21 protein-coding genes, 2 rRNA genes and 1 riboswitch are annotated in these 22146 nt (G+C 39.2%); of the genes, 21 read left to right on the top strand and 2 right to left on the bottom strand.

The annotated features are described in order from the left end of the window. From WQ54_RS15080 to purD, 16 genes are all read left to right on the top strand, one after another. Positions 1 to 228: ribosomal RNA gene (locus WQ54_RS15080) — 23S ribosomal RNA — on the top strand; the annotation flags it as partial. A gap of 79 nt (positions 229 to 307) precedes the next feature. After that, a 5S ribosomal RNA gene (gene rrf / locus WQ54_RS15075) occupies positions 308 to 423 on the top strand. 647 nt (positions 424 to 1070) lie between these two features. Further along, positions 1071 to 1592: a DUF2179 domain-containing protein gene (locus WQ54_RS15070; protein WP_197089601.1), complete on the top strand. Its 522-nt coding sequence runs from the start codon at positions 1071 to 1073 to the stop codon at positions 1590 to 1592. Beyond that, entirely contained in the window at positions 1589 to 1789 is a 201-nt protein-coding gene (locus WQ54_RS15065) for an NETI motif-containing protein (protein ID WP_046517863.1), read from the top strand. The genes WQ54_RS15070 and WQ54_RS15065 overlap by 4 nt, the downstream gene beginning before the upstream one ends. Positions 1790 to 1875: 86 nt before the next feature. Then, positions 1876 to 1977, top strand: a riboswitch (purine riboswitch). 120 nt (positions 1978 to 2097) lie between these two features. After that, positions 2098 to 2586 (top strand): 5-(carboxyamino)imidazole ribonucleotide mutase, encoded by a 489-nt coding sequence (gene purE, locus WQ54_RS15060; RefSeq protein WP_046517861.1) that lies wholly within the window; start codon positions 2098 to 2100, stop codon positions 2584 to 2586. Next, on the top strand, positions 2573 to 3703 hold the full coding sequence (purK, locus tag WQ54_RS15055; protein WP_046517857.1) for a 5-(carboxyamino)imidazole ribonucleotide synthase: 1131 nt from the start codon (positions 2573 to 2575) through the stop codon (positions 3701 to 3703). Before purE ends, purK begins: the two co-directional genes overlap by 14 nt. Before the next feature lie 16 nt (positions 3704 to 3719). Then, complete coding sequence (purB, locus tag WQ54_RS15050; RefSeq protein WP_046517855.1) at positions 3720 to 5012, top strand: adenylosuccinate lyase; 1293 nt, start codon at positions 3720 to 3722, stop codon at positions 5010 to 5012. Positions 5013 to 5142: 130 nt separating this feature from the next. Then, complete coding sequence (gene purC, locus WQ54_RS15045) at positions 5143 to 5868, top strand: phosphoribosylaminoimidazolesuccinocarboxamide synthase (protein ID WP_046517871.1); 726 nt, start codon at positions 5143 to 5145, stop codon at positions 5866 to 5868. Beyond that, entirely contained in the window at positions 5856 to 6110 is a 255-nt protein-coding gene (purS, locus tag WQ54_RS15040) for a phosphoribosylformylglycinamidine synthase subunit PurS (protein WP_046517852.1), read from the top strand. Before purC ends, purS begins: the two co-directional genes overlap by 13 nt. Beyond that, the gene (gene purQ / locus WQ54_RS15035) at positions 6107 to 6790 is read left to right on the top strand and encodes a phosphoribosylformylglycinamidine synthase subunit PurQ (RefSeq protein ID WP_046517850.1); all 684 of its coding nucleotides are present in this window, start codon (positions 6107 to 6109) and stop codon (positions 6788 to 6790) included. The genes purS and purQ overlap by 4 nt, the downstream gene beginning before the upstream one ends. Then, complete coding sequence (gene purL / locus WQ54_RS15030; RefSeq protein WP_046517848.1) at positions 6774 to 9002, top strand: phosphoribosylformylglycinamidine synthase subunit PurL; 2229 nt, start codon at positions 6774 to 6776, stop codon at positions 9000 to 9002. Before purQ ends, purL begins: the two co-directional genes overlap by 17 nt. Continuing rightward, on the top strand, positions 8978 to 10390 hold the full coding sequence (gene purF / locus WQ54_RS15025; protein WP_046517847.1) for an amidophosphoribosyltransferase: 1413 nt from the start codon (positions 8978 to 8980) through the stop codon (positions 10388 to 10390). The genes purL and purF overlap by 25 nt, the downstream gene beginning before the upstream one ends. 139 nt (positions 10391 to 10529) lie before the next feature. Further along, the gene (purM, locus tag WQ54_RS15020) at positions 10530 to 11570 is read left to right on the top strand and encodes a phosphoribosylformylglycinamidine cyclo-ligase (protein ID WP_046517845.1); all 1041 of its coding nucleotides are present in this window, start codon (positions 10530 to 10532) and stop codon (positions 11568 to 11570) included. Continuing rightward, positions 11567 to 12133 (top strand): phosphoribosylglycinamide formyltransferase, encoded by a 567-nt coding sequence (gene purN, locus WQ54_RS15015; protein ID WP_046517843.1) that lies wholly within the window; start codon positions 11567 to 11569, stop codon positions 12131 to 12133. The genes purM and purN overlap by 4 nt, the downstream gene beginning before the upstream one ends. A 17-nt stretch (positions 12134 to 12150) precedes the next feature. After that, positions 12151 to 13689: a bifunctional phosphoribosylaminoimidazolecarboxamide formyltransferase/IMP cyclohydrolase gene (gene purH / locus WQ54_RS15010; RefSeq protein ID WP_046517842.1), complete on the top strand. Its 1539-nt coding sequence runs from the start codon at positions 12151 to 12153 to the stop codon at positions 13687 to 13689. A gap of 133 nt (positions 13690 to 13822) precedes the next feature. Then, the gene (purD, locus tag WQ54_RS15005) at positions 13823 to 15091 is read left to right on the top strand and encodes a phosphoribosylamine--glycine ligase (protein ID WP_046517840.1); all 1269 of its coding nucleotides are present in this window, start codon (positions 13823 to 13825) and stop codon (positions 15089 to 15091) included. Here purD and WQ54_RS33630 read toward each other — a convergent pair. Further along, positions 15072 to 15173: an EYxxD motif small membrane protein gene (locus tag WQ54_RS33630; RefSeq protein ID WP_156177965.1), complete on the bottom strand. Its 102-nt coding sequence runs from the start codon at positions 15171 to 15173 to the stop codon at positions 15072 to 15074. The two genes, purD and WQ54_RS33630, sit on opposite strands and share 20 nt — an antisense overlap. An 89-nt stretch (positions 15174 to 15262) precedes the next feature. Continuing rightward, complete coding sequence (locus WQ54_RS15000) at positions 15263 to 15529, bottom strand: DUF2892 domain-containing protein (protein WP_046517838.1); 267 nt, start codon at positions 15527 to 15529, stop codon at positions 15263 to 15265. Positions 15530 to 15642: 113 nt separating this feature from the next. Between WQ54_RS15000 and WQ54_RS14995 the strand changes: the two genes are divergently transcribed. From WQ54_RS14995 to pcrA, 5 genes are all read left to right on the top strand, one after another. After that, entirely contained in the window at positions 15643 to 17385 is a 1743-nt protein-coding gene (locus WQ54_RS14995) for an adenine deaminase C-terminal domain-containing protein (protein WP_046517836.1), read from the top strand. 33 nt (positions 17386 to 17418) lie between these two features. Next, the gene (locus WQ54_RS14990) at positions 17419 to 18459 is read left to right on the top strand and encodes a DUF3048 domain-containing protein (RefSeq protein ID WP_231597538.1); all 1041 of its coding nucleotides are present in this window, start codon (positions 17419 to 17421) and stop codon (positions 18457 to 18459) included. A gap of 19 nt (positions 18460 to 18478) precedes the next feature. Then, a complete protein-coding gene (locus WQ54_RS14985; protein ID WP_046517834.1) occupies positions 18479 to 18790 on the top strand; it encodes a YerC/YecD family TrpR-related protein in 312 nt (103 codons plus the stop codon). Positions 18791 to 19151: 361 nt separating this feature from the next. Further along, complete coding sequence (locus WQ54_RS14980; protein ID WP_046517833.1) at positions 19152 to 19838, top strand: heptaprenylglyceryl phosphate synthase; 687 nt, start codon at positions 19152 to 19154, stop codon at positions 19836 to 19838. Positions 19839 to 19922: 84 nt separating this feature from the next. Next, positions 19923 to 22133: a DNA helicase PcrA gene (gene pcrA / locus WQ54_RS14975; RefSeq protein WP_046517831.1), complete on the top strand. Its 2211-nt coding sequence runs from the start codon at positions 19923 to 19925 to the stop codon at positions 22131 to 22133. The last annotated feature ends 13 nt before the right edge of the window (positions 22134 to 22146 follow it).

Genomic DNA, 22146 nt, shown 5'->3' with positions numbered 1-22146 from the left:
GGACGCACCGCTGGTGTACCAGTTGTCTTGCCAAAGGCATAGCTGGGTAGCTATGTGCGGAAGGGATAAGTGCTGAAAGCATCTAAGCATGAAGCCCCCCTCAAGATGAGATTTCCCTGTTACTTTGTAACGTAAGATCCCTGAAAGATGATCAGGTTGATAGGTCAGAGGTGGAAGCGCGGTGACGTGTGGAGCTGACTGATACTAATCGATCGAGGACTTAACCTAATACAAATGCGTATGCTCAGTAAATGAATTGAAAAATCGTTATCTAGTTTTGAAGGAACATGCCTTCAAACTTAATATATCTGGTGGCGATGGCGAAGAGGTCACACCCGTTCCCATGCCGAACACGGAAGTTAAGCTCTTCAGCGCCGATGGTAGTTGGGGGTCTCCCCCTGTGAGAGTAGGACGTTGCCAGGTAAGAAGAGAAAAGATCAGTAGAGATACTGGTCTTTTTTTTATTTAAGTAAAACCGTAAGGTTTTTTAGAAAAAGTAGAAACCAAGTAACTCTTCTAGCCTGAGGCTTGGGAGAAGCAAATAAAGGAGCTTCTACTAAGAGCGCCACGCCTGCGGCAACGTGAAGTCAGCACATCCTGTGCAAGTTCGGTGAGAGTAGGATGCTGTCGGGTAAGAAGATGAAAAGATCAGTGGAGATACTGGTCTATTTGTAATATTGAAAAGGTAATGGGAAGTTCAGTGTTACTCTGCCATTATGTGGTTTAAGGCGCGGGGTTCGTGTCTGAACAAAGGACAGCGGAGCTATACAGGCGGCAAGGCTCTAAAGAAGCTCCTGCTAAAGGAAAGTAATTGCCTGCAGTGAAAAACAAGGCATGTTTTAGAGAACTCATTTAAAAAAACAAAAAATTATTCAAATATAAGATATTCAATTCCCTTCTATCTGAATATTCAATAAATAATTGGAGACGATAACAATATCTATAAGGGAAAAAGCATCTTATAAATGAATAACTTTTACCATTGTATCTGTAAAAAAATTTTAGTAAAATATAGCCTAATTTATTGTTTAACCTAAGGAGGAGTTGTGTTGCTTCACAACAGTATTACAATGGTTATCATCATTTTGCTCATAAATATTGTGTATGTCTCATTTTTTACGATCAGAATGATTTTAACGTTAAAAGGAAGACGGTATTTAGCTGCATTTATAAGTATGTTTGAGGTAATCATTTATGTAGTTGGTCTTGGATTAGTACTCGATAACTTAAATGAAATTCAAAATTTAATTGCCTACGCGATTGGTTATGGACTTGGCGTCATAGTAGGGATGAAAATAGAAGAGAAACTGGCGCTTGGGTATATTACGGTTAATGTTATTTCAACTGAACATGAAAAGGATTTGCCAAAGCAAATACGTGAGAAAGGATTTGGAGTAACAAATTGGATGGCAAATGGATTAGAAGGTGACCGTCTATCCATGCAGATTTTAACGCCAAGAAAATATGAACTTAAGCTATATCAAACCATAAAGGAGCTTGATCCAAAAGCATTTATTATTGCCTATGAGCCAAAAACCATTCATGGCGGCTTCTGGGTCAAGGCTGTTCGGAAAGGAAGAATTAAAGTATGACATCGAAGCCGAAAAAAAAGAAGTTTTTTGTGGAAGAGCATGAAACCATTGATGATTGTCTCAATCGCATGCGTGAAGAAGGTTACTTCCCGGTTAGAAGAATGGAGCAGCCTATTTTTAAAGAAGAAATCAGAGATCACATTGTTGAACACGTACCATGTGGCAGGGAAATTGTTTTCGAAGGAAAATTGCTGTAAAAACCGAACATTAACAAAGTAATAAAATAAATCGTTCGATTTTACGTTGACATAGATAATCTTCATTGTTAATATAGACATGTAAATAAGTGATTAACGTTAAACCTCATATATAATTGGGAATATGGCCCAGAAGTTTCTACCCGTTGACCGTAAATCATCGGACTATGAGGGAAAGTGTACGTATAAACGATTCGGATGGAAAGATTGAATGTCCGGGCTCGGTATACTGTACTTTCTCTATAATGTGAGAAAGTACAGTATACCGAGCCTTTTGTGTATTAAGTAATACAAAAGGTGGGGAAAAAATGAAGCCGCTTGTTGGGGTTATAATGGGAAGTACATCTGACTGGGAAACAATGAAGCATGCATGCGAAATATTGGATGAATTAGAAGTTCCCTATGAAAAGAAGGTAGTATCTGCACATCGTACACCTGATTACATGTTTGATTATGCAGAGAATGCAAGAAATAGAGGTCTAAAGGTCATTATCGCGGGAGCAGGCGGTGCAGCACATCTTCCAGGAATGGTTGCAGCAAAAACCACGCTTCCAGTGATAGGTGTCCCTGTTCAATCTAAGGCGTTAAATGGTCTTGATTCTTTACTATCAATTGTTCAAATGCCTGGCGGAGTCCCGGTAGCAACAGTTGCGATCGGTAAAGCAGGTGCTACGAATGCAGGATTACTCGCAGCAGAGATCCTTTCTACAGGAAATCATGACTTGGCGAACAAATTGGATACTAGAAGAGAAGAGCTTCGTTTAAAGGTGCTAGAAAGCAGTGATGAACTTGAATAATAAGAGAATTCTTCCTGGATCGACAATCGGAATAATTGGCGGAGGCCAGCTTGGCCGGATGATGGCGATCGCTGCAAGACAGCTTGGCTACCGTATAGCTGTATTAGATCCAACAGAAGATTGCCCATGCGGACAACTTGCAGATATCGAGATAACAGCAGCTTATGATGATTTAGAGGCAATAAAAAAACTGGCTGAAGTTAGTGATGTCATCACCTATGAATTTGAAAATATCGATTATACAGCCTTGCATTGGTTAGAGGGAAATGCAAATTTACCTCAAAAAAGTTCATTGCTGCTGCTTACTCAAGATCGTGAAACAGAGAAAGCTGCAATTGAAAAGGCTGGCTGTGAAGTAGCATTATATCGAATTATCCATAACGAAGAAGAGCTGTCAGAAGCGATAGAGGATTTACAGTTTCCTAGTGTGTTAAAGACATGCAGAGGCGGTTATGACGGAAAGGGACAGGTTGTAATTCGCACTGAGGATGGTCTTGCTGAAGCTAAGAAACTATTAAAGCATGGGACATGTATTCTTGAGAAATGGGTTCCATTTGAAAAAGAAATTTCAGTTATTGTGACAAGATCTGTGAACGGTGAAACAAAGACGTTCCCAGTAGCTGAAAATATTCATAAAGACAATATCTTATATCAAAGTATTGTACCAGCAAGAGTACCTGAAGAAATTGAAACAAAAGCACAGCAATTAGCAATAAAGCTTTCAAATAGCTTTGAACTTGTTGGGACACTTGCTGTAGAAATGTTCTTAACAAAAGATGGAGACATTTATATTAATGAATTAGCTCCTCGTCCACATAACTCGGGTCATTACACAATTGACCTTTGTGAGACAGATCAATTTGAACAACATATTCGTGCAGTTTGTAATCTTCCTTTAGGACGTACGTCATTATTACAAACCGGTATGATGGTAAATCTCTTGGGGGAAGATTTAACTATAATCAATGACCATATCTCATTACTTGAAACGGCTAAGCTTCACCTTTATGGCAAGAAGGAGCCGGTTGCGAAACGGAAAATGGGACATATTACGTTTATTAGTGAAACAATAGAGAAAGATATCGAAAAGATCAACCATATTTGGGGTAAAAACTAGGACGGAGGCACAAAAGATGATCGAACGTTATACAAGACCGGAAATGGGTGCAATTTGGACGGAAGAAAATAAATTTAAAGCATGGTTAGAGGTTGAAATCCTTGCTTGTGAAGCTTGGGCCGAATTAGGTGTCATTCCAAAGGAAGATGTTGCTCTTCTTCGCAAAAATGCATCATTTGATATCAATCGTATTAATGAAATTGAACTAGAAACACGTCATGATGTCGTCGCTTTTACAAGAGCAGTATCAGAAACGTTAGGTGAAGAACGCAAATGGGTTCATTACGGATTAACTTCAACGGATGTAGTGGACACAGCTCTTTCATACTTGCTTAAACAAGCAAACGACATTCTTTTAAAAGATATTGAAAACTTCATCCAAATTTTAAAAGAAAAAGCACAAGAACATAAATATACAGTTATGATGGGACGTACTCATGGTGTTCATGCTGAACCAACAACATTTGGATTAAAGCTTGCTCTATGGTATGAAGAAATGAAACGTAACCTAGATCGCTTTAAACGTTCTGCTGAAGGCGTTGAATACGGGAAAATTTCTGGAGCGGTTGGAACTTACGCAAATATCGATCCATTTGTTGAGAAGTATGTGTGTGAAAAATTAGGTACGAAACCAGCACCTATCTCTACACAAACACTTCAACGTGATCGCCACGCAGATTATATGGCATCATTAGCATTGGTAGCAACTTCAATTGAAAAGTTTGCTGTAGAAATTCGCGGTTTGCAAAAGAGTGAAACACGTGAGGTTGAAGAATCATTTGCAAAAGGTCAAAAAGGATCTTCTGCAATGCCGCATAAACGTAACCCGATCGGTTCTGAAAATATGACAGGACTTGCACGTGTGATTCGCGGTTATATGCTAACTGCTTATGAAAATGTTCCTTTATGGCATGAAAGAGATATTTCTCACTCTTCTGCTGAACGTATTATCTTACCAGATGCAACGATTGCATTAAACTATATGTTAAATCGCTTTGGCAACATTATTAAGAACCTAACGGTCTTCCCAGAAAACATGAAGCGTAATATGGACCGCACACAAGGGTTAATCTACTCTCAACGCGTGTTGCTTGCTTTAATTGATACAGGTATGACAAGAGAAGAAGCTTATGACCTTGTTCAACCAAAAGCAATGGAAGCTTGGGAGAAACAAGTACCATTCCGTGGGCTAGTTGAAGCAGAGCCAAAAATCACAGAACGTCTGTCCGCTGAAACAATTGCAGATTGCTTCGATTATAACTATCACTTAAAAGGTGTAGACACAATCTTCGAACGACTTGGTCTTTAAAATATAAATAGCAAGGGATAAAAAGTCCCTTGCTATATCTTTGATTGAAAAAGTAGGTTAGAAAATATAACAAATCATACTTACTAGCCTAAAAGTTCCCAATATTCTGTTTAGGAGGGCCATCATGAGCATTGAAAAGCTTGAGTTACTATATGAAGGTAAAGCAAAACGCATTTATAAAACAAATGAACCTAATATTTTGCTAGTATCTTATAAAGATTCCGCAACTGCCTTTAATGGGGTGAAAAAGGAAGAGATAACTGGTAAGGGTCGTTTAAACAATGAGATTTCAACTCTGATTTTCGAAAAGCTAACAGCTAATCATATTGAAAATCATTTTGTAAAAAGATTATCTGAAACAGAGCAGCTTGTTAAAAAAGTAACGATCATTCCGCTGGAAGTAGTTGTGAGAAATGTCGTTGCAGGAAGTCTCTCTAAACGAATTGGCATTGAAGAAGGAACAGCAATCAAAGAACCACTTGTTGAGTTTTACTATAAGGATGATGACCTAGGTGACCCACTTATTACCGAAGATCACATCGCACTTTTAGAGGTTGCCACAAAAGAGCAAGTTGAGACATTAAAAACACTTGCCAAACAAGTAAATGAAGTATTGAAGGCTCATTTCTTATCATGCGGTGTCCGCCTTATCGATTTTAAACTTGAATTCGGATTAACAGAGGAAGGAACCATTATTTTAGCTGATGAGGTTTCACCAGACACTTGCCGTCTATGGGATATCGAAACAAATGAAAAATTTGATAAAGATGTATTTCGCCGCGATATCGGCAGCTTAACAGAAGCTTATGAAGAAATTTTAACAAGACTTGGAGGCCAATCATCATGTACAAAGTAAAAGTTTATGTCACGTTAAGAGAAAGTGTTTTAGATCCACAAGGAAGCGCAGTTAAGAGTGCATTGCACAGCATGTCATACAATGAAGTTCAAGATGTACGTATTGGGAAATATATGGAATTAGCAATTGAAAAATCAGATCGTGACTTAGATGTTGTTGTAAAAGAAATGTGTGAAAAATTACTTGCTAATACAGTTATTGAGGACTACAGATATGAGGTACAGGAGGTTGTCACAAAGTGAAATTCGCTGTGATCGTTTTTCCAGGATCCAACTGTGATGTTGATATGTACCATGCTATTAAAGATGAGCTGGGTGAAGAAGTAGAGTATGTGTGGCATGACCAAACAGACTTAAGCGGCTTTGATGGTATTTTATTACCAGGTGGCTTTTCTTACGGGGATTACCTACGCTCTGGTGCCATCGCCCGTTTCTCAAATGTTATGAAGGAAGTTGTCGAAGCAGCTGAAGCAGGAAAGCCTGTTCTTGGTGTATGTAACGGATTCCAAATTTTATTGGAAGCGGGATTACTTCCAGGTGCAATGAAACGAAACGAAAACTTAAAGTTTATGTGCCGACCTGTAAATTTAAAAGTCGTAAACAATGAGACGGCATTTACATCAGAATATAAGCAAAATGAGGTTATTTCCGTTCCGATCGCCCATGGAGAAGGGAACTATTATTGTGATGAAGAAACGCTACAAAAGCTTAAAGAAAACAATCAAATTGTGTTTACGTATGAAACGAATCCAAATGGTAGCTTAGTCGATATCGCCGGGATTACAAATGAACGCGGGAATGTTTTAGGAATGATGCCACATCCTGAACGTGCAGTTGACGAATTATTAGGAAGTGCGGATGGATTAAAATTATTTCAATCAATCGTGAAAAACTGGAGGGAATCTCATGTCACTACAGCTTGAACCAACAAACCAGATGATAAAAGATGAAAAAATCTACAGACAAATGGGTGTAAGTGATGATGAGTTTGCCCTTATTGAAAAAATCATCGGCCGTCTTCCAAATTACACGGAGATGGGTATTTTCTCAGTTATGTGGTCGGAGCACTGCAGTTACAAAAACTCTAAACCAATTTTAAAGAAATTCCCTGTAACAGGTGAAAAGGTTTTACAAGGTCCTGGTGAAGGAGCGGGGATTGTTGATATCGGCGACAATCAAGCAGTCGTATTTAAAATTGAAAGCCATAACCACCCTTCAGCAATTGAACCATACCAAGGTGCAGCCACTGGTGTAGGTGGAATCATTCGTGATGTTTTCTCAATGGGTGCAAGACCAATTGCCATTTTAAACTCATTACGTTTTGGTGAATTACAATCTCCTCGTGTCAAATACTTATTTGAAGAGGTTGTTGCTGGTATTGCTGGCTATGGTAACTGTATTGGAATTCCGACTGTAGGCGGGGAAATCCAATTTGACAGCTCTTATGAAGGCAACCCATTAGTAAACGCTATGTGTGTCGGATTAATTAATCATGAAGATATTAAGAAGGGTCAAGCAAAAGGCGTTGGCAACACGGTTATGTATGTTGGCGCGAAAACTGGCCGTGACGGAATTCATGGTGCAACATTTGCTTCAGAAGAATTAACTGAGGATTCTGGTGAAAACCGCCCGGCTGTTCAAGTAGGGGATCCATTCATGGAAAAGCTTTTACTAGAAGCTTGCCTTGAAGTCGTGAAAAACGATGCCTTAGTTGGTATTCAAGATATGGGTGCTGCTGGTTTAACAAGTTCTTCAGCTGAAATGGCTAGTAAAGCAGGATCAGGTATTCAAATGAATCTTGATCTTATCCCTCAGCGTGAAACAGGCATGACACCATATGAAATGATGTTATCAGAATCACAAGAAAGAATGCTGCTTGTTATTGAAAAGGGAAGAGAGCAGGAAATCATTGACCTGTTCAAAAAATATGACCTAGAAGCAGTTACAGTTGGTAAAGTAACAGATGATAAAATGCTTCGTCTATTCCATAAAGGTGAAGTCGTTTGTGAGCTTCCAGTCGATGCGTTAGCTGAAGAAGCACCAGTTTATCACAAACCATCTGCCGTACCTGCGTACTTTGAAGAGTTCCAAAAAATGGACGTTGCACCAATTCAAGTAGAAAACTATAAAGAAACACTTCTTCAATTATTAAAACAACCTACTATTGCAAGCAAAGAGTGGGTTTATGATCAATATGACTACATGGTTCGTACAAATACTGTTGTTGCTCCAGGTTCTGACGCAGCAGTTGTTCGTATTCGTGATACGAAAAAGGCATTAGCTATGACAACTGACTGTAACTCTCGTTATCTCTATTTAGATCCTGAAGTAGGCGGTAAAATCGCTGTTGCAGAAGCTGCTCGTAATATCGTGTGTTCCGGTGCGACGCCATTAGCGATTACAGATAACTTAAACTTCGGTAATCCGGAAAAGCCTGAAATCTTCTGGCAAATTGAAAAAGCCGCTGACGGTATTAGTGAAGCTTGCCGTGTGCTAAATACTCCTGTAATAGGCGGTAACGTATCTTTATATAATGAAACGAACGGAACTGCGATCTATCCGACGCCTGTTATTGGAATGGTAGGCTTAATCGAAGATACTGACTATATTACAACACAAGACTTTAAAGCAGCTGGAGATCTTATTTACTTAATTGGGGAAACAAAACAAGAATTTGGAGGAAGTGAGCTTCAAAAGCTTACTTACGGAAAAATCTTTGGCAAGTCCCCAGAGTTAGATTTAGAGAAAGAAAGTAAAATATTGGAACAGCTTTCAAAAGCGATTCGTGAAAAAACAGTTGCTTCTGCACACGATGTTTCTGAGGGCGGAGTTGCTGTGGCATTAGCTGAGCCTCTCTTTGGCGGTAAAGGTCTAGGTGCAACTGTAACTCTTAACGGTGATGCAACTGCAGCATTATTTAGTGAATCACAAACTAGATTTGTTGTTTCAGTGAAAAAAGAAAATCAACAAGCGTTTGAACAACTTGTCGATGCGGTTTGTATCGGAGAAGTAACAGACAACGGAAAACTTATTATTAAAAACGAAAACGATGAATCACTTGTCGATGCATCTGTTGAAGAATTAAAGGATGCATGGAAAGGAGCTATCCCATGCTTGCTGAACTCAAGGGATTAAACGAAGAGTGTGGCGTCTTCGGAATATGGGGTCATCCGGAAGCAGCTCAAATAACATATTACGGTTTACACAGTCTCCAGCATAGAGGGCAAGAAGGGGCTGGAATTGTTACGTCTGATGGTGAAAAACTAACAGGCATGAAAGGGCTCGGCTTAATCTCAGAGGTGTTCGGGAACGGCAAATTAAATGAACTATCAGGTAAAGCGGCAATCGGTCATGTTCGTTATGCGACTGCAGGCGGAGGCGGATATGAAAATGTCCAGCCTTTGCTGTTTAAATCACATAGCGGAGGTCTGGCATTAGCGCATAACGGAAATCTTGTGAATGCTAATCAGGTTAAACATCAACTCGAGAGCCAAGGAAGTATATTTCAAACGACTTCAGATACAGAAGTACTAGCCCATCTTATCAGAAGAAGCGGCTTTCAAGATTTAAAGGAAGCTGTAAAAAATGCATTAACGATGATTAAGGGTGCTTATGCCTTCTTAATTATGACTGAAAATGAAATGATGGTTGCACTTGATCCTAATGGTTTACGTCCATTGTCGATCGGTGTAATGGGGGACGCTTATGTCGTTGCGTCAGAAACGTGTGCTTTTGATGTTGTAGGAGCGAAGTATGAAAGAGATGTTCAGCCAGGCGAATTATTAATCATCAATGATGAAGGGATTCGTTCTGAGCGCTTCTCTATGAATATTAATCGTTCGATTTGCAGCATGGAGTATATTTATTTCTCACGCCCTGATAGCAATATTGATGGAATCAACGTGCATACTGCCCGTAAAAACCTTGGAAAACGTTTGGCTGTAGAGTCAGAGGTTGATGCTGACGTTGTTACTGGTGTGCCGGATTCAAGTATTTCTGCAGCAATCGGCTTTGCAGAACTGACAGGAATTCCTTATGAACTTGGATTAATCAAAAACCGATATGTAGGTCGTACGTTTATTCAGCCTTCACAGTCATTGCGTGAGCAAGGGGTTAAAATGAAATTATCAGCTGTACGCGGAGTTGTCGAAGGGAAGCGTGTTGTCATGGTTGATGACTCCATTGTACGTGGAACAACTAGTAAGCGAATCGTGACAATGCTTCGTGAAGCAGGTGCGACAGAGGTACATGTACGAATTAGTTCTCCGCCAATTTCAAATCCTTGTTTCTACGGGATTGATACGTCAACACATGAAGAATTGATTGCATCAAATCATTCTATAGAAGAAATTCGTCAAATTATTGGCGCGGATAGCTTGGCCTTCTTAAGTGTTGAAGGCATGCTTGAAGCCATTGGCCGACCATATGAAGGGGAGTACAAAGGACAATGCTTAGCGTGTTTTACAGGGCGTTATCCGACTGATATTTATCCAGATACAGTACTTCCACATGAGAAGGCATAAAAAGAAATGACAAAACGTGATGAGGCTGTCTTAAAACCAATGGTCAGATCCCGTGAACACAAATATAGGTGTTTGTTGGAGGGGTCAGACCCTTTTGAGACATCCTCGTCTTACTTTCAATGCTAAGGAGGCATCAGACATGTCCGACATTTATAAACAAGCCGGTGTGGATATCGAAGCAGGATATGAAGCTGTGTCAAGAATGAAAAAGCATGTTGCTAAGACAATGCGTAAAGGTGTTATGGGTGGACTTGGCGGCTTTGGTGGAATGTTTGATTTAAGCGAATTAAATTACAAACAGCCTGTACTCGTGTCTGGAACAGATGGCGTAGGGACAAAGTTAAAGCTTGCTTTTATGGCTGATAAGCATGACACAATTGGTATTGACGCAGTTGCCATGTGTGTGAATGATATTCTAGCTCAAGGTGCTGAACCATTGTTTTTCTTAGATTATTTAGCATTAGGCAAAGCTATCCCGGAAAAAATTGAGCAGATCGTAAAGGGTATTGCTGATGGGTGCGAAGAATCCGGCTGTGCTTTAGTCGGCGGAGAAACTGCTGAGATGCCAGGGTTATATGATGATGATGAATATGATGTAGCCGGATTTTCAGTAGGTGCAGTGGAAAAAGAAAACATTGTGACTGGGGAAAATATTAAACCAGGACATGTGTTAATTGGCCTTTCATCCAGCGGTCTTCACAGCAATGGGTTTTCATTAGTTCGTAAAATTCTTCTCGAGAATCAAAAGCTAGATTTGCAAGCTGTGTATGAACCATTTACTAAAAATTTAGGTGAGGTTTTATTAACGCCAACGAGAATATATGTAAAACCTGTGCTTGATGTGGTGAGGAAGTTCCAAGTGGACGGAATGGCGCATATTACAGGCGGCGGTTTTATCGAAAATATTCCACGCATGCTTCCTGAAGGAACTGGTGTAGAAATTGATTTCGGTTCTTGGCCAATCCCGGAAATTTTCGATTTTCTTAAAGAAAAAGGTGAGTTAAGCAGCGAAGATATGTTTAACGTCTTTAATATGGGAATCGGATTTGTTCTAGCTGTTAAAAATGAACTCTTACATGATGTAATTAACCAACTAGAAGCAAATGGTGAAAAAGCATACATCATTGGCCGCGTGGTTGACGGTGCTGGTGTTACGTTTGGCGGAGGAGCTCTTCGATGAAAAGACTAGCCGTTTTTGCTTCAGGGAATGGGAGTAATTTTCAGGCGATTCTTGATCAAATACAGAACGGACCATTAGAAGCCGAAATAGCTCTTGTTGTTTGTGACAAGCCTGAGGCTGGTGTGATCGAACGTGCAAAAAAAGCAGACATTCCAGTGTTTTCGTTTGTACCTAAGGAATACGAATCTAAAGCACATTTTGAAGCGGATATTTTAGCTGCTTTGCATCAGCACCAGATTGACCTAGTCATTCTTGCAGGTTATATGCGTTTAATCGGGCCAACGTTATTAGGGGCGTACACAAACAAAATCGTCAATATCCATCCTTCTTTATTACCTGCCTTTCCAGGGAAAGATGCGATTGGACAAGCTTTTCAAGCTGGTGTGAAGGTAACAGGTGTAACGATTCACTTTGTTGATGCTGGAATGGATACAGGTCCAATTATTGCTCAGCAGGCGATTGATATTACAAATGATGATACGGTTGAAACAATCGCAGATAAGGTCCATAAAGTTGAACATGCTTTATACCCAAAAGTGATTAAAGAATTAGTCTCAAAATAATGGCAGAGGTGAATAACATGACAGTTAAACGCGCACTGGTCAGTGTGTCAAATAAAGAAAATCTTGTTCCTTTTGTAAAAGAGTTAATTGATCTAGGTGTTGAAGTCATTTCAACAGGCGGAACGAAATCATTATTAGAGGAAAACGGTCTAAATGTCATTGGGATTTCAGAAGTAACAGGGTTTCCTGAAATTATGGATGGACGTGTAAAAACACTTCACCCGAATATTCATGGCGGATTATTAGCGGTTCGCAGCAACCCAAGCCACATGGATCAATTAAAGGAAAATAACATTGAAACAATCGATATGGTTGTTGTGAATCTGTATCCGTTCAAAGAGACAATTTCAAAACCTGATGTTCAGTTCCAGGATGCGATTGAAAACATCGATATCGGCGGTCCTTCCATGTTACGCTCTGCAGCGAAAAACCATGAGGATGTAACAGTTCTTGTTGACCCACAAGATTATCAAGCCGTTTTAGCCGAATTAAAAGCTTCTGGTGAGGTTTCTTTGGAACAAAAACAGCGTCTTGCTGCTAAGGTATTTAGACATACAGCTGCTTACGATGCCTTGATTGCTGAATTTTTAACGAACACGATTGGGGAAGAAGACCCTGAAACAGTAACGTATACTTTTGAGAAAAAGCAATCACTTCGTTACGGTGAAAACCCTCATCAAAAAGCAACATTCTATAAAAAACCTTTCGTACCGGTTGCTTCAATCGCAAATGCGGAACAGCTTCATGGGAAAGAGTTATCATTTAATAATATTAAAGATGCGGATGCAGCACTGCAAATCGTTCGTGAGTTCACTGAACCTGCTGCTGTTGCAGTTAAACATATGAATCCATGCGGAGTTGGCGTTGGTACATCAACGTTAGAAGCCTTTACAAGATGTTATGAAGCAGATCCTACATCTATTTTTGGCGGAATTGTTGCCTTAAACCATGAAGTCGATAAAGCAACTGCAGAAAAACTTCATGAAATCTTCTTAGAGATTGTTATTGCTCCTTCATTTAGCCAAGAAGCATTAGATGTGTTAACAGGTAAGAAAAATCTGCGCCTATTAACAATCGATGTCTCTGCTGCTTCAAAACCTGAAAAGCAGCTTCAATCTGTACATGGCGGTTTGCTTGTTCAGGATGAAGATACACTTTCGTTAGACGATGTGGAAGTAACGATTCCAACAAAGCGTGAGCCTTCCGAAGAAGAGTGGAAAGATCTAAAATTAGCTTGGAAAGTAGTTAAACATGTAAAATCAAATGCGATTGTTCTAGCTAAGGATGAAATGACAATTGGTGTTGGAGCTGGACAAATGAATCGTGTTGGCGCAGCGAAGATTGCGATTGAACAAGCTGGTGACAAAGCAAAAGGAAGTGCACTTGGTTCTGATGCATTTTTCCCGATGTCTGATACGGTAGAAGCTGCTGCAAAGGCTGGTGTAACAGCTATCATTCAACCAGGCGGATCCATTCGTGATGAAGAATCAATTCGTATGGCTGATGAATATGGCATTGCAATGATATTCACAGGAGTACGCCACTTTAAACATTAAGAAGATTTGTTAGTAGTTTGAGGTGAGATGCTGTCTTAGCAATAAAACTCACCTCACTCTACTTATTGGAATATTGAAGTGATGAACACGTTTAAACTATACAAGAAAACGATCAATTAAAAGAGGTGTGAACATGAAAGTTCTAATAATCGGACAAGGTGGCCGTGAACATGCCCTTGTATGGAAAGCCGCACAAAGTAACCTTGTAGAGGAAGTCTTTGTTGCACCAGGTAATGATGGTATGAATGAGCTTGCCACAAGGGTATCAATTAGTGAAACTGATACTGCAGGCTTATTAGAATTTGCTAAGGAACACAACATTGATTTAACAATTGTTGGTCCAGAAGTTCCGTTATTAAATGGGGTTGTTAATGCATTTGAACAAGCTGATTTAAAGATTTTTGGACCGACAAAAGAGGCTGCTTTAATCGAGGGAAGTAAAAACTTTGCAAAAGAGCTTATGGTCAAGTACAACATACCAACGGCGCACTATCAAACATTTTCAGATGTCGAGAAGGCAAAAGCCTATATCCAAGAAAAGGGCGCTCCAATTGTTATAAAAGCAGATGGTTTAGCTGCAGGAAAAGGTGTAACGGTTGCTGAAACGTTAGATACTGCGCTCGAAAGTGTAACTGATATGCTTGAAGGCGGAAAATTCGGCGATGCTTCTCGATCAGTTGTTGTTGAAGAATTTCTTGCAGGGGAAGAATTTTCTTTAATGGCGTTTGTAAAAGGTGAAAAGGTATTTCCTATGGTGATTGCACAGGATCATAAGCGTGCCTATGACAATGATGAAGGTCCAAATACAGGTGGAATGGGTGCGTATTCACCAGTACCGCAAATTCCGGATCATGTAGTGGAAACTGCGATTGAAACCATTTTGAAGCCCGCAGCAAAAGCTCTTGTCAGCGAAGGGCGATCTTTTACAGGCATTTTATATGCAGGTCTTATCCTAACAGAAGAGGGGCCAAAGGTCATTGAATTTAATGCTCGCTTTGGCGATCCCGAAACACAGGTTGTCCTTCCAAGACTTGAATCAGATTTAGTTGAAATGTTGCTAGCAATCCTTGAAGATAAGCCTGTGAAACTTGCCTGGTCACCTAAAGCTGTTTTAGGAGTTGTACTGGCTTCGAATGGCTATCCAAATGAGTATGATAAAGGACAGCCAATTGGTCAGTTAACCGAAAAGAGTGAGGATGCAGTTATTTTCCATGCAGGAACAAAAAAGGTTGAGGATCAATTTGTTAATAATGGCGGTCGCGTTCTTGTTGTTTCTGGATATGGTGATTCAATAAGCAAGGCACAAGAACAGGCATATGAGCTAGTAGAAAAAATAGCTTCACCTGCTCTGTTCTATCGAAAGGATATTGGAAACAAAGCAATTAAGCACGGCGTTTCTTAACATAGACAAATAATAATGCAATTATGGCACCGATTATTGCAATCCATATAAACGACATATCTGTTAAATATTCTAAGAACATGTGAACACCTCCAATATAATTAGGAGGGTGTCTAAGTACTAAGGGTCAGACCCTTGTAGAGACACCCTCCATTTTTTACGTCTGGTTTCTTAAGTAGGATTAATGACGATTTTTTCATCGTCTTCTTCATAACCATCTTCATCATCAAAAAACGGTAAATTGGCATTTTGAAACAAGTATGTGATCGGGCAGTATCGCAAAATTCCTTCTCCTACCTTCATGGCGCCGAGTACGATGGCGATTAAATATGAATCTCTCCAAGGTTTTTTACAATATTTAGAAGTAGCCCAGGCAATTATCGTTAGGCCACATGTAATTCGGACTAACGCGTTCAAGATTCCTATATTTGGTCGCATCTTTCCATTCACTCCCTAAAATTGTCATAAAAATGCAATAAAACGTTAATGCGTTAATAAATTCCATATGTTAACATAGAATTATGCTAGTAACTAAAATTGGAGGGTTTTTTATGCCCGAGAAAAAATTTCAATGGAAAATAAGTCAAATTAGAAAACAAATAGATGTTGTATCAAATAAATGTGCACCTACTGTTTTATTAAAAAATGCGACTTATTTAAATTCCTATTTGCGTCAATGGGTAAAAGCAAATATTTGGATTTTGGATGACCGTATTGTCTATGTTGGTGACAATTTACCCGAGCGTACAGCTCAAACTGAAGTGATTGATTGTACAAACAAAGTTATAGTGCCTGGATATATTGAACCACATGCACACCCATTTCAATTATATAATCCCCATACTTTAGCAAAGTATGTGTCACAGACAGGAACAACAGCATTTATCGGTGATAACCTTTTTTTCCTTTTACAGTACGAGAAAAAGAAAGCGCTTACGTTTTTAGATGATATGGGAAAATTGCCGTATCACTTTTATTGGTGGGCCAGGTTTGATTTGCAAACAGAGGTTCAAAGTGAGGACCAAATCTTTTCTCATGACTTCTTGAAAAAATGGTTAGAACATAAATCAGTTATTCAAGGAGGAGAATTAACGAGCTGGCCAAAGTTACTCGATGGGGATGACTGGATCCTATATTGGATGCGAGAAACGAAACGAAGAGGGAAAAGAATTGAAGGGCATTTTCCAGGAGCATCTGAAAATACATTAACAAAAATGAAGCTATTTGGAGTAGATAGTGATCATGAATCGATGACCGGTAAAGATGTCATGAATCGACTGAAATTGGGGTACACGGCTGCCTTAAGATATTCCTCAATACGTCCGGATCTTTCAAAGCTTTTGCATGAGCTGCAAGACGAAGGCTTAACAACATATGATCATTTATACTATACTACTGATGGAGCAACTCCGGCTTTTTATAAAGCAGGTATGATCAATCGTTGTATCGATATCGCACTAGAATGCAATGTTCCGGCCATTGATGCATATAATATGGCGACCTTTAATATCGCCAAATATTATCAATTGGAAGAGCAGATCGGTGTTATTGCACCAGGGCGAATTGCTACCTTAAACATATTAGACAGTATTGATCGACCAGATCCATCGTCTGTCATGGCAAAAGGGATTTGGCTGCTTAAAGAAGGAAAGCGTCAGGAGACGGACTCTGTTGTTGAATGGTCTGATTATGGTATTCAATCTGCAGATATCGCTTGGGATCTAACAATAGATGATTTGCAATTTTCAATGCCGCTGGGGATGAAAATGCGAAATGCAGTGATTATGGAGCCTTATTCGGTTACAATTGACAGTTCGGTAAGTGATCTTTCCGAAAATCATGATGAAAGCTTTTTAGCCTTAATTGACCGCAATGGCAAATGGAGAATAAATACGGTTATTAAAGGCTTTGCTAAACATGTTCAAGGCTTTGCAAGCTCATACTCAACAACCGGTGATATTATTATAATTGGAAAAAAGAAATCGGAAATGCTTGCAGCATATAGGCGGATGAAGGAAATTGGCGGAGGTATTGTGCTAATTGAGAATGGAGATGTTTTATTTGAAATGCCGTTACAGTTAAATGGAAGCGCTTCAAATGAAGAGCTCGAAAGCGTCATGTTGAAACAAGATAAACTTAACACTCTCTTAAAGGAAAGAGGATATAGATTTGATGACCCCATTTATTCCCTGTTATTTTTTTCATCAACACATTTACCTTATATTAGAATAACTCCTTTAGGGATTTTTGATGTCATGAAAAAAACGGTACTCTTTCCGACTATAATGCGTTAAAATATAAAAGGGAAAAAGATAGGTTGTGTTAGCTTGGATAAGAAAAAATTTGCATATGCCCTTATAACGATGCTTATGGTTATAAGCGCTTGCAGTAATAAAGAAGAAGCCCGTCCTGTGAAAAATGAAGAGGCTGTTCAACAAGAGGAAAAGCCTGTGACTGTTGAGGTAGAAGAAGAGGCTGTTTATCCCCTCACAGGATTGGAGGCAAAAGGTGACCTAAATCAGCGTCCTGTTGCCGTTATGATTAATAATCATCCAAAGGCAAGACCTCAATCAGGCCTTCATAAAGCGGATATTGTATATGAAGTCCTTGCTGAGGGAAGCATCACCAGATTATTAGCAGTCTTTCAAAGTGAAATACCGGATACAATCGGACCAGTTCGTAGTGCAAGGGATTATTACATTGATCTTAGTAAAGGCTTTGACGCACTTTATATAAGTCATGGCTGGAGCCCTGATGCACAAGAAAAGCTGGAGGCTGGAGAAGCTGATTATTTAAACGGCTTATTTTATGATGGAACATTATTTTGGCGGGCGGATCACCGTAAAGCACCACATAATTCCTATATATCATATAAAAATATTTTAAAGGGCGCAAAGTCAAATAAGTACGAAACAACTGCAGATGTAGAGCCTTTTGCGTTTCTTTCTGAGGAAGAAGTGGTAAATTTAAAAGGAGAACCTGCAAGCAAGTTTGTTATTAAATATGACAAATCTGAAACATGGAATGCAACATATGAGTATAATCAAACTAATCAAAGCTACAGCCGATTTAGTAATAATGAGCAAACCGTTGATTTAGAGAGTGAAGCGCCAATACAGGTCACTAATGTGTTTGTTGTCGAAATGGAACATACCCTTATTGATTCTTACGGAAGAAGGGCGATTGATTTAACATCAGGCGGTCAAGCACTTCTATTCCAGAATGGAAAAATGCAAGAGGTAGAATGGGAAAACCGGAATGGCAGAATTCTCCCTGTAAAAGACGGGGAGGTCTTAAAATTTGTTCCTGGGAAAACATGGGTCAATATTGTACCAGACATTGAGGATGCATTTCTAATTCAAACGTAATAGCAAAAGGAGAATGTTTATGCAAATCGAAAAGCTACGCGGTAAAGAACTAGACCAGCTTTTTAATTCAATTTTGTCATTAAGAGATTTAGAAGAATGTTATCGATTTTTTGATGACTTATGTACTGTGAATGAAATCCAATCGTTGGCACAAAGACTTGAAGTTGCAAGAATGCTGAGGGAAGGATTTACTTATCATAAAATTGAAACGGAAACGGGAGCAAGTACTGCAACGATTTCACGTGTTAAGCGTTGCTTAAACTATGGAAATGATGCTTATACAATGGCATTGGAACGGGTACATGGAAAGAAAGAGGAATCAGAATCGTAAAGCGCCGAATTTTCGGTGCTTTTTTTATTGGAATGACTTTTTTTCGTGCCTGTCGATTGCAGCGTCTAATATTCCCCTTTGATTCTCTTTTTTATAGAGGAATTTAACACTCTATTCAATCAACAAAGTGCCAAAATCAATAAAAGATTGTAACAACCCCATTGAAAAAACAAAAAAAATTCCAACTTTCGGTACCATTGTTATTGGACTTCTGTTTCTGATCCAAACATGGTAAAATCCATTACTGGAGTTATAAGCTTGGATTATACCATTTCATAAAGAGTACCCGTTTTTAAGTTTTTTGCCTACGTGTATTTTGTTATAATAGTGAAATGGATGTTTTGAATGGAGGAATTCCTGCATGTACGATATTAGCGAGTGGAAGCATGTGTTTAAACTCGATCCTGATAAAGAAATAAGCGATGAGGACTTAGAAAGAATTTGTGACTCTGGAACAGATGGGATTATTGTTGGAGGCAGTGATCATATTACGGAAGATAATGTCTTAAATCTCATGTCCCGAATCCGCAGATATCTTGTCCCATGCATATTAGAGGTTTCAACACCTGAAGCCATTATTCCCGGGTTTGACTTATATTTTATCCCAACTGTTTTAAATAGTATGAGCACCAAATGGATGATCGATTTGCACCAGGAAGCAGTAAAGGAATTTGGAGAGATCATGAACTGGGATGAAGTGATCGTTGAAGGATATTGTATATTAAATCCTGATTGTAAGGCAGCTAGTTTAACGGGAGCGAAGACAGACCTCTCTGTAGAAGATATCGTTGCATATGCTCGTGTTGCGGAGAATATGTTTCATTTTCCGATCTTTTATTTAGAATATAGCGGAAAATTGGGAGATCTCTCAGTTGTTGAGCAAACAAAGAAGGTATTAAAGGAAACTAAGCTTTTTTATGGCGGAGGTATTTCGTCACCAGAAGAAGCAATAGATTTTGCCAAGCATGCAGATGTTGTTGTCGTTGGGAATGTTATTTACACAGATTTGAAAGCAGCCTTGCAAACTGTTGCTGCTGTTAAATCTTAAATTTCGGACAAGACTGTTTGAGACTAGTATTTAGCCTCAATCTTTATTAAAATAGAACATATGTTTGATAGGGTGGTGAAGCAGTTGCAATTTTTATCAAATCAATTACTTGCTGGTTTGAATGACAAGCAACAGGAAGCAGTAAAAACAACAGATGGTCCCTTATTGCTAATGGCTGGGGCGGGAAGTGGGAAAACTCGGGTGTTAACACATCGGATCGCCTACTTAATGATCGAAAAGCAAATTGCCCCATGGAATATATTAGCGATTACCTTTACTAATAAAGCTGCTCGAGAAATGAAAGATAGAATTCAAAGCATCTTAGGTGCTGGTTCGGATGAAATATGGATTTCAACCTTCCACTCTATGTGTGTCCGCATTTTGCGCCGAGACAGTGACAGAATGGGAATAAATCGTAACTTTTCTATTCTTGATACGACAGATCAATTGTCGGTAATTAAAACCGTATTAAAAGAAAAAAACCTGGATCCGAAAAAATATGAACCAAGAAGCTTGCTTGGTTCGATTAGCAGTGCAAAAAACGAATTGGTAACACCTGATGAATATGATAAGACGGCAAGCAGCCATTATGAACAAGTTGTGAGTGATGTTTACAGGGAATATCAAAAGAAGCTGCGCAAAAATCAATCCCTGGATTTTGATGACTTAATCATGACAACAATCCAATTATTCCAACGTGTTCCTGAAGTTCTTGAAACCTATCAACGTAAATTCCAATATATTCATGTTGATGAGTATCAAGATACGAATAGAGCACAATATATGCTAGTTAAGCTTTTAGCAGCACGTTTTAAAAATCTTTGTGTTGTCGGAGACTCTGATCAGTCTATTTATCGCTGGCGTGGGGCGGATATTGCCAATATTCTTTCATTTGAAAAGGATTATCCCCATGCAAATGTCATTTTGCTTGAACAAAACTATCGTTCAACAAAGCTGATATTAGAGGCTGCTAATGAGGTTATAAAACATAATTCGAATCGAAAGCCTAAAAATCTATGGACTGAGAATCAACAAGGCTCGAAAATTATGTATTACCGTGCTGATAGCGAATCAGCAGAAGGACAATTTGTTGCCGGAAAAATTAAACAAATTGTTGAATCAGGGGAACGGAAGCTTTCCGATATGGCAATCTTGTATCGGACAAATGCACAATCAAGGATTATTGAGGAAGTTTTACTCAAATCTAACATTAATTATACCATTGTCGGCGGAATCAAGTTCTATGACAGAAAAGAGATTAAGGACTTGCTTGCATACTTGCGCTTAATTGCAAACCCGGATGATGATATTAGCTTAGCTCGAATTATTAATGTCCCTAAACGAGGTGTAGGTTCTACATCGGTTGATAAAATTGCAAATTATGCCATAGATAATGACCTATCTTTATTTCAAGCGATAGAAGAGATTGAACAAGTGGGTGTCAGTGCAAAGGTTGTTAAGGCATTAGTGGAATTCCGCGAAATGATCCGCAATCTTGGCAATATGCAGGATTACTTGTCTGTTACAGAGCTTGCTGAGGAAATTATTGAGAAATCCGGATACCGGGAAATGCTTGTGCAAGAAAAAACCATAGAAGCACAAAGTCGTTTGGAAAATATCGATGAATTTCTTTCTGTTACACAAACCTTTGAAAAACAAAATGACGATAAAAGTCTAGTTGCCTTTTTAACTGATTTAGCTCTCGTATCTGATATTGACAAGCTTGAAGAAGATGAGCAGGAGCAAAATGACGCAGTTGTCCTCATGACTCTTCATTCTGCTAAGGGATTAGAGTTTCCAGTTGTGTTCTTAATCGGTCTTGAGGAAGGTGTTTTCCCGCATAGCCGCTCCTTAATGGAAGAGGATGAAATGGAGGAAGAACGCCGCTTAGCATACGTGGGCATTACACGCGCTGAAAAAGAACTGTTTATCTCAAACGCACAAATGCGTACTCTGTTTGGAAGAACAAGCATGAACCCTGAGTCACGCTTTATCGCAGAGATCCCAAGTGAACTGATTGAAAGTCTTCACGAAGCAAGAAAACCTGCTGCTTCGTTCAGTAAAGGGCAACGTTTGGAAAAACGTCCGCCAGTTTCAAGACCTATTGCTGCTTCAACAGGCGGTGATGAAATTACCTGGGCTGTTGGTGATAAGGCTGAACATAAAAAATGGGGAATTGGCACAGTTGTAAGTGTAAAAGGGTCAGGAGAAGGAAAGGAATTAGATATTGCTTTTCCAAGCCCGGTAGGAATTAAGCGGCTGTTAGCAAAATTTGCTCCAATTAATCGGGTCTAAAGAGAAGACGTTG

This window comes from Bacillus sp. SA1-12, assembly GCF_000981385.1.
Lineage (GTDB): Bacteria > Bacillota > Bacilli > Bacillales > Bacillaceae > Metabacillus.
Note: the sequence above shows the minus strand (reverse complement) of the source record. Positions and strands in the feature narration are given on the sequence as shown.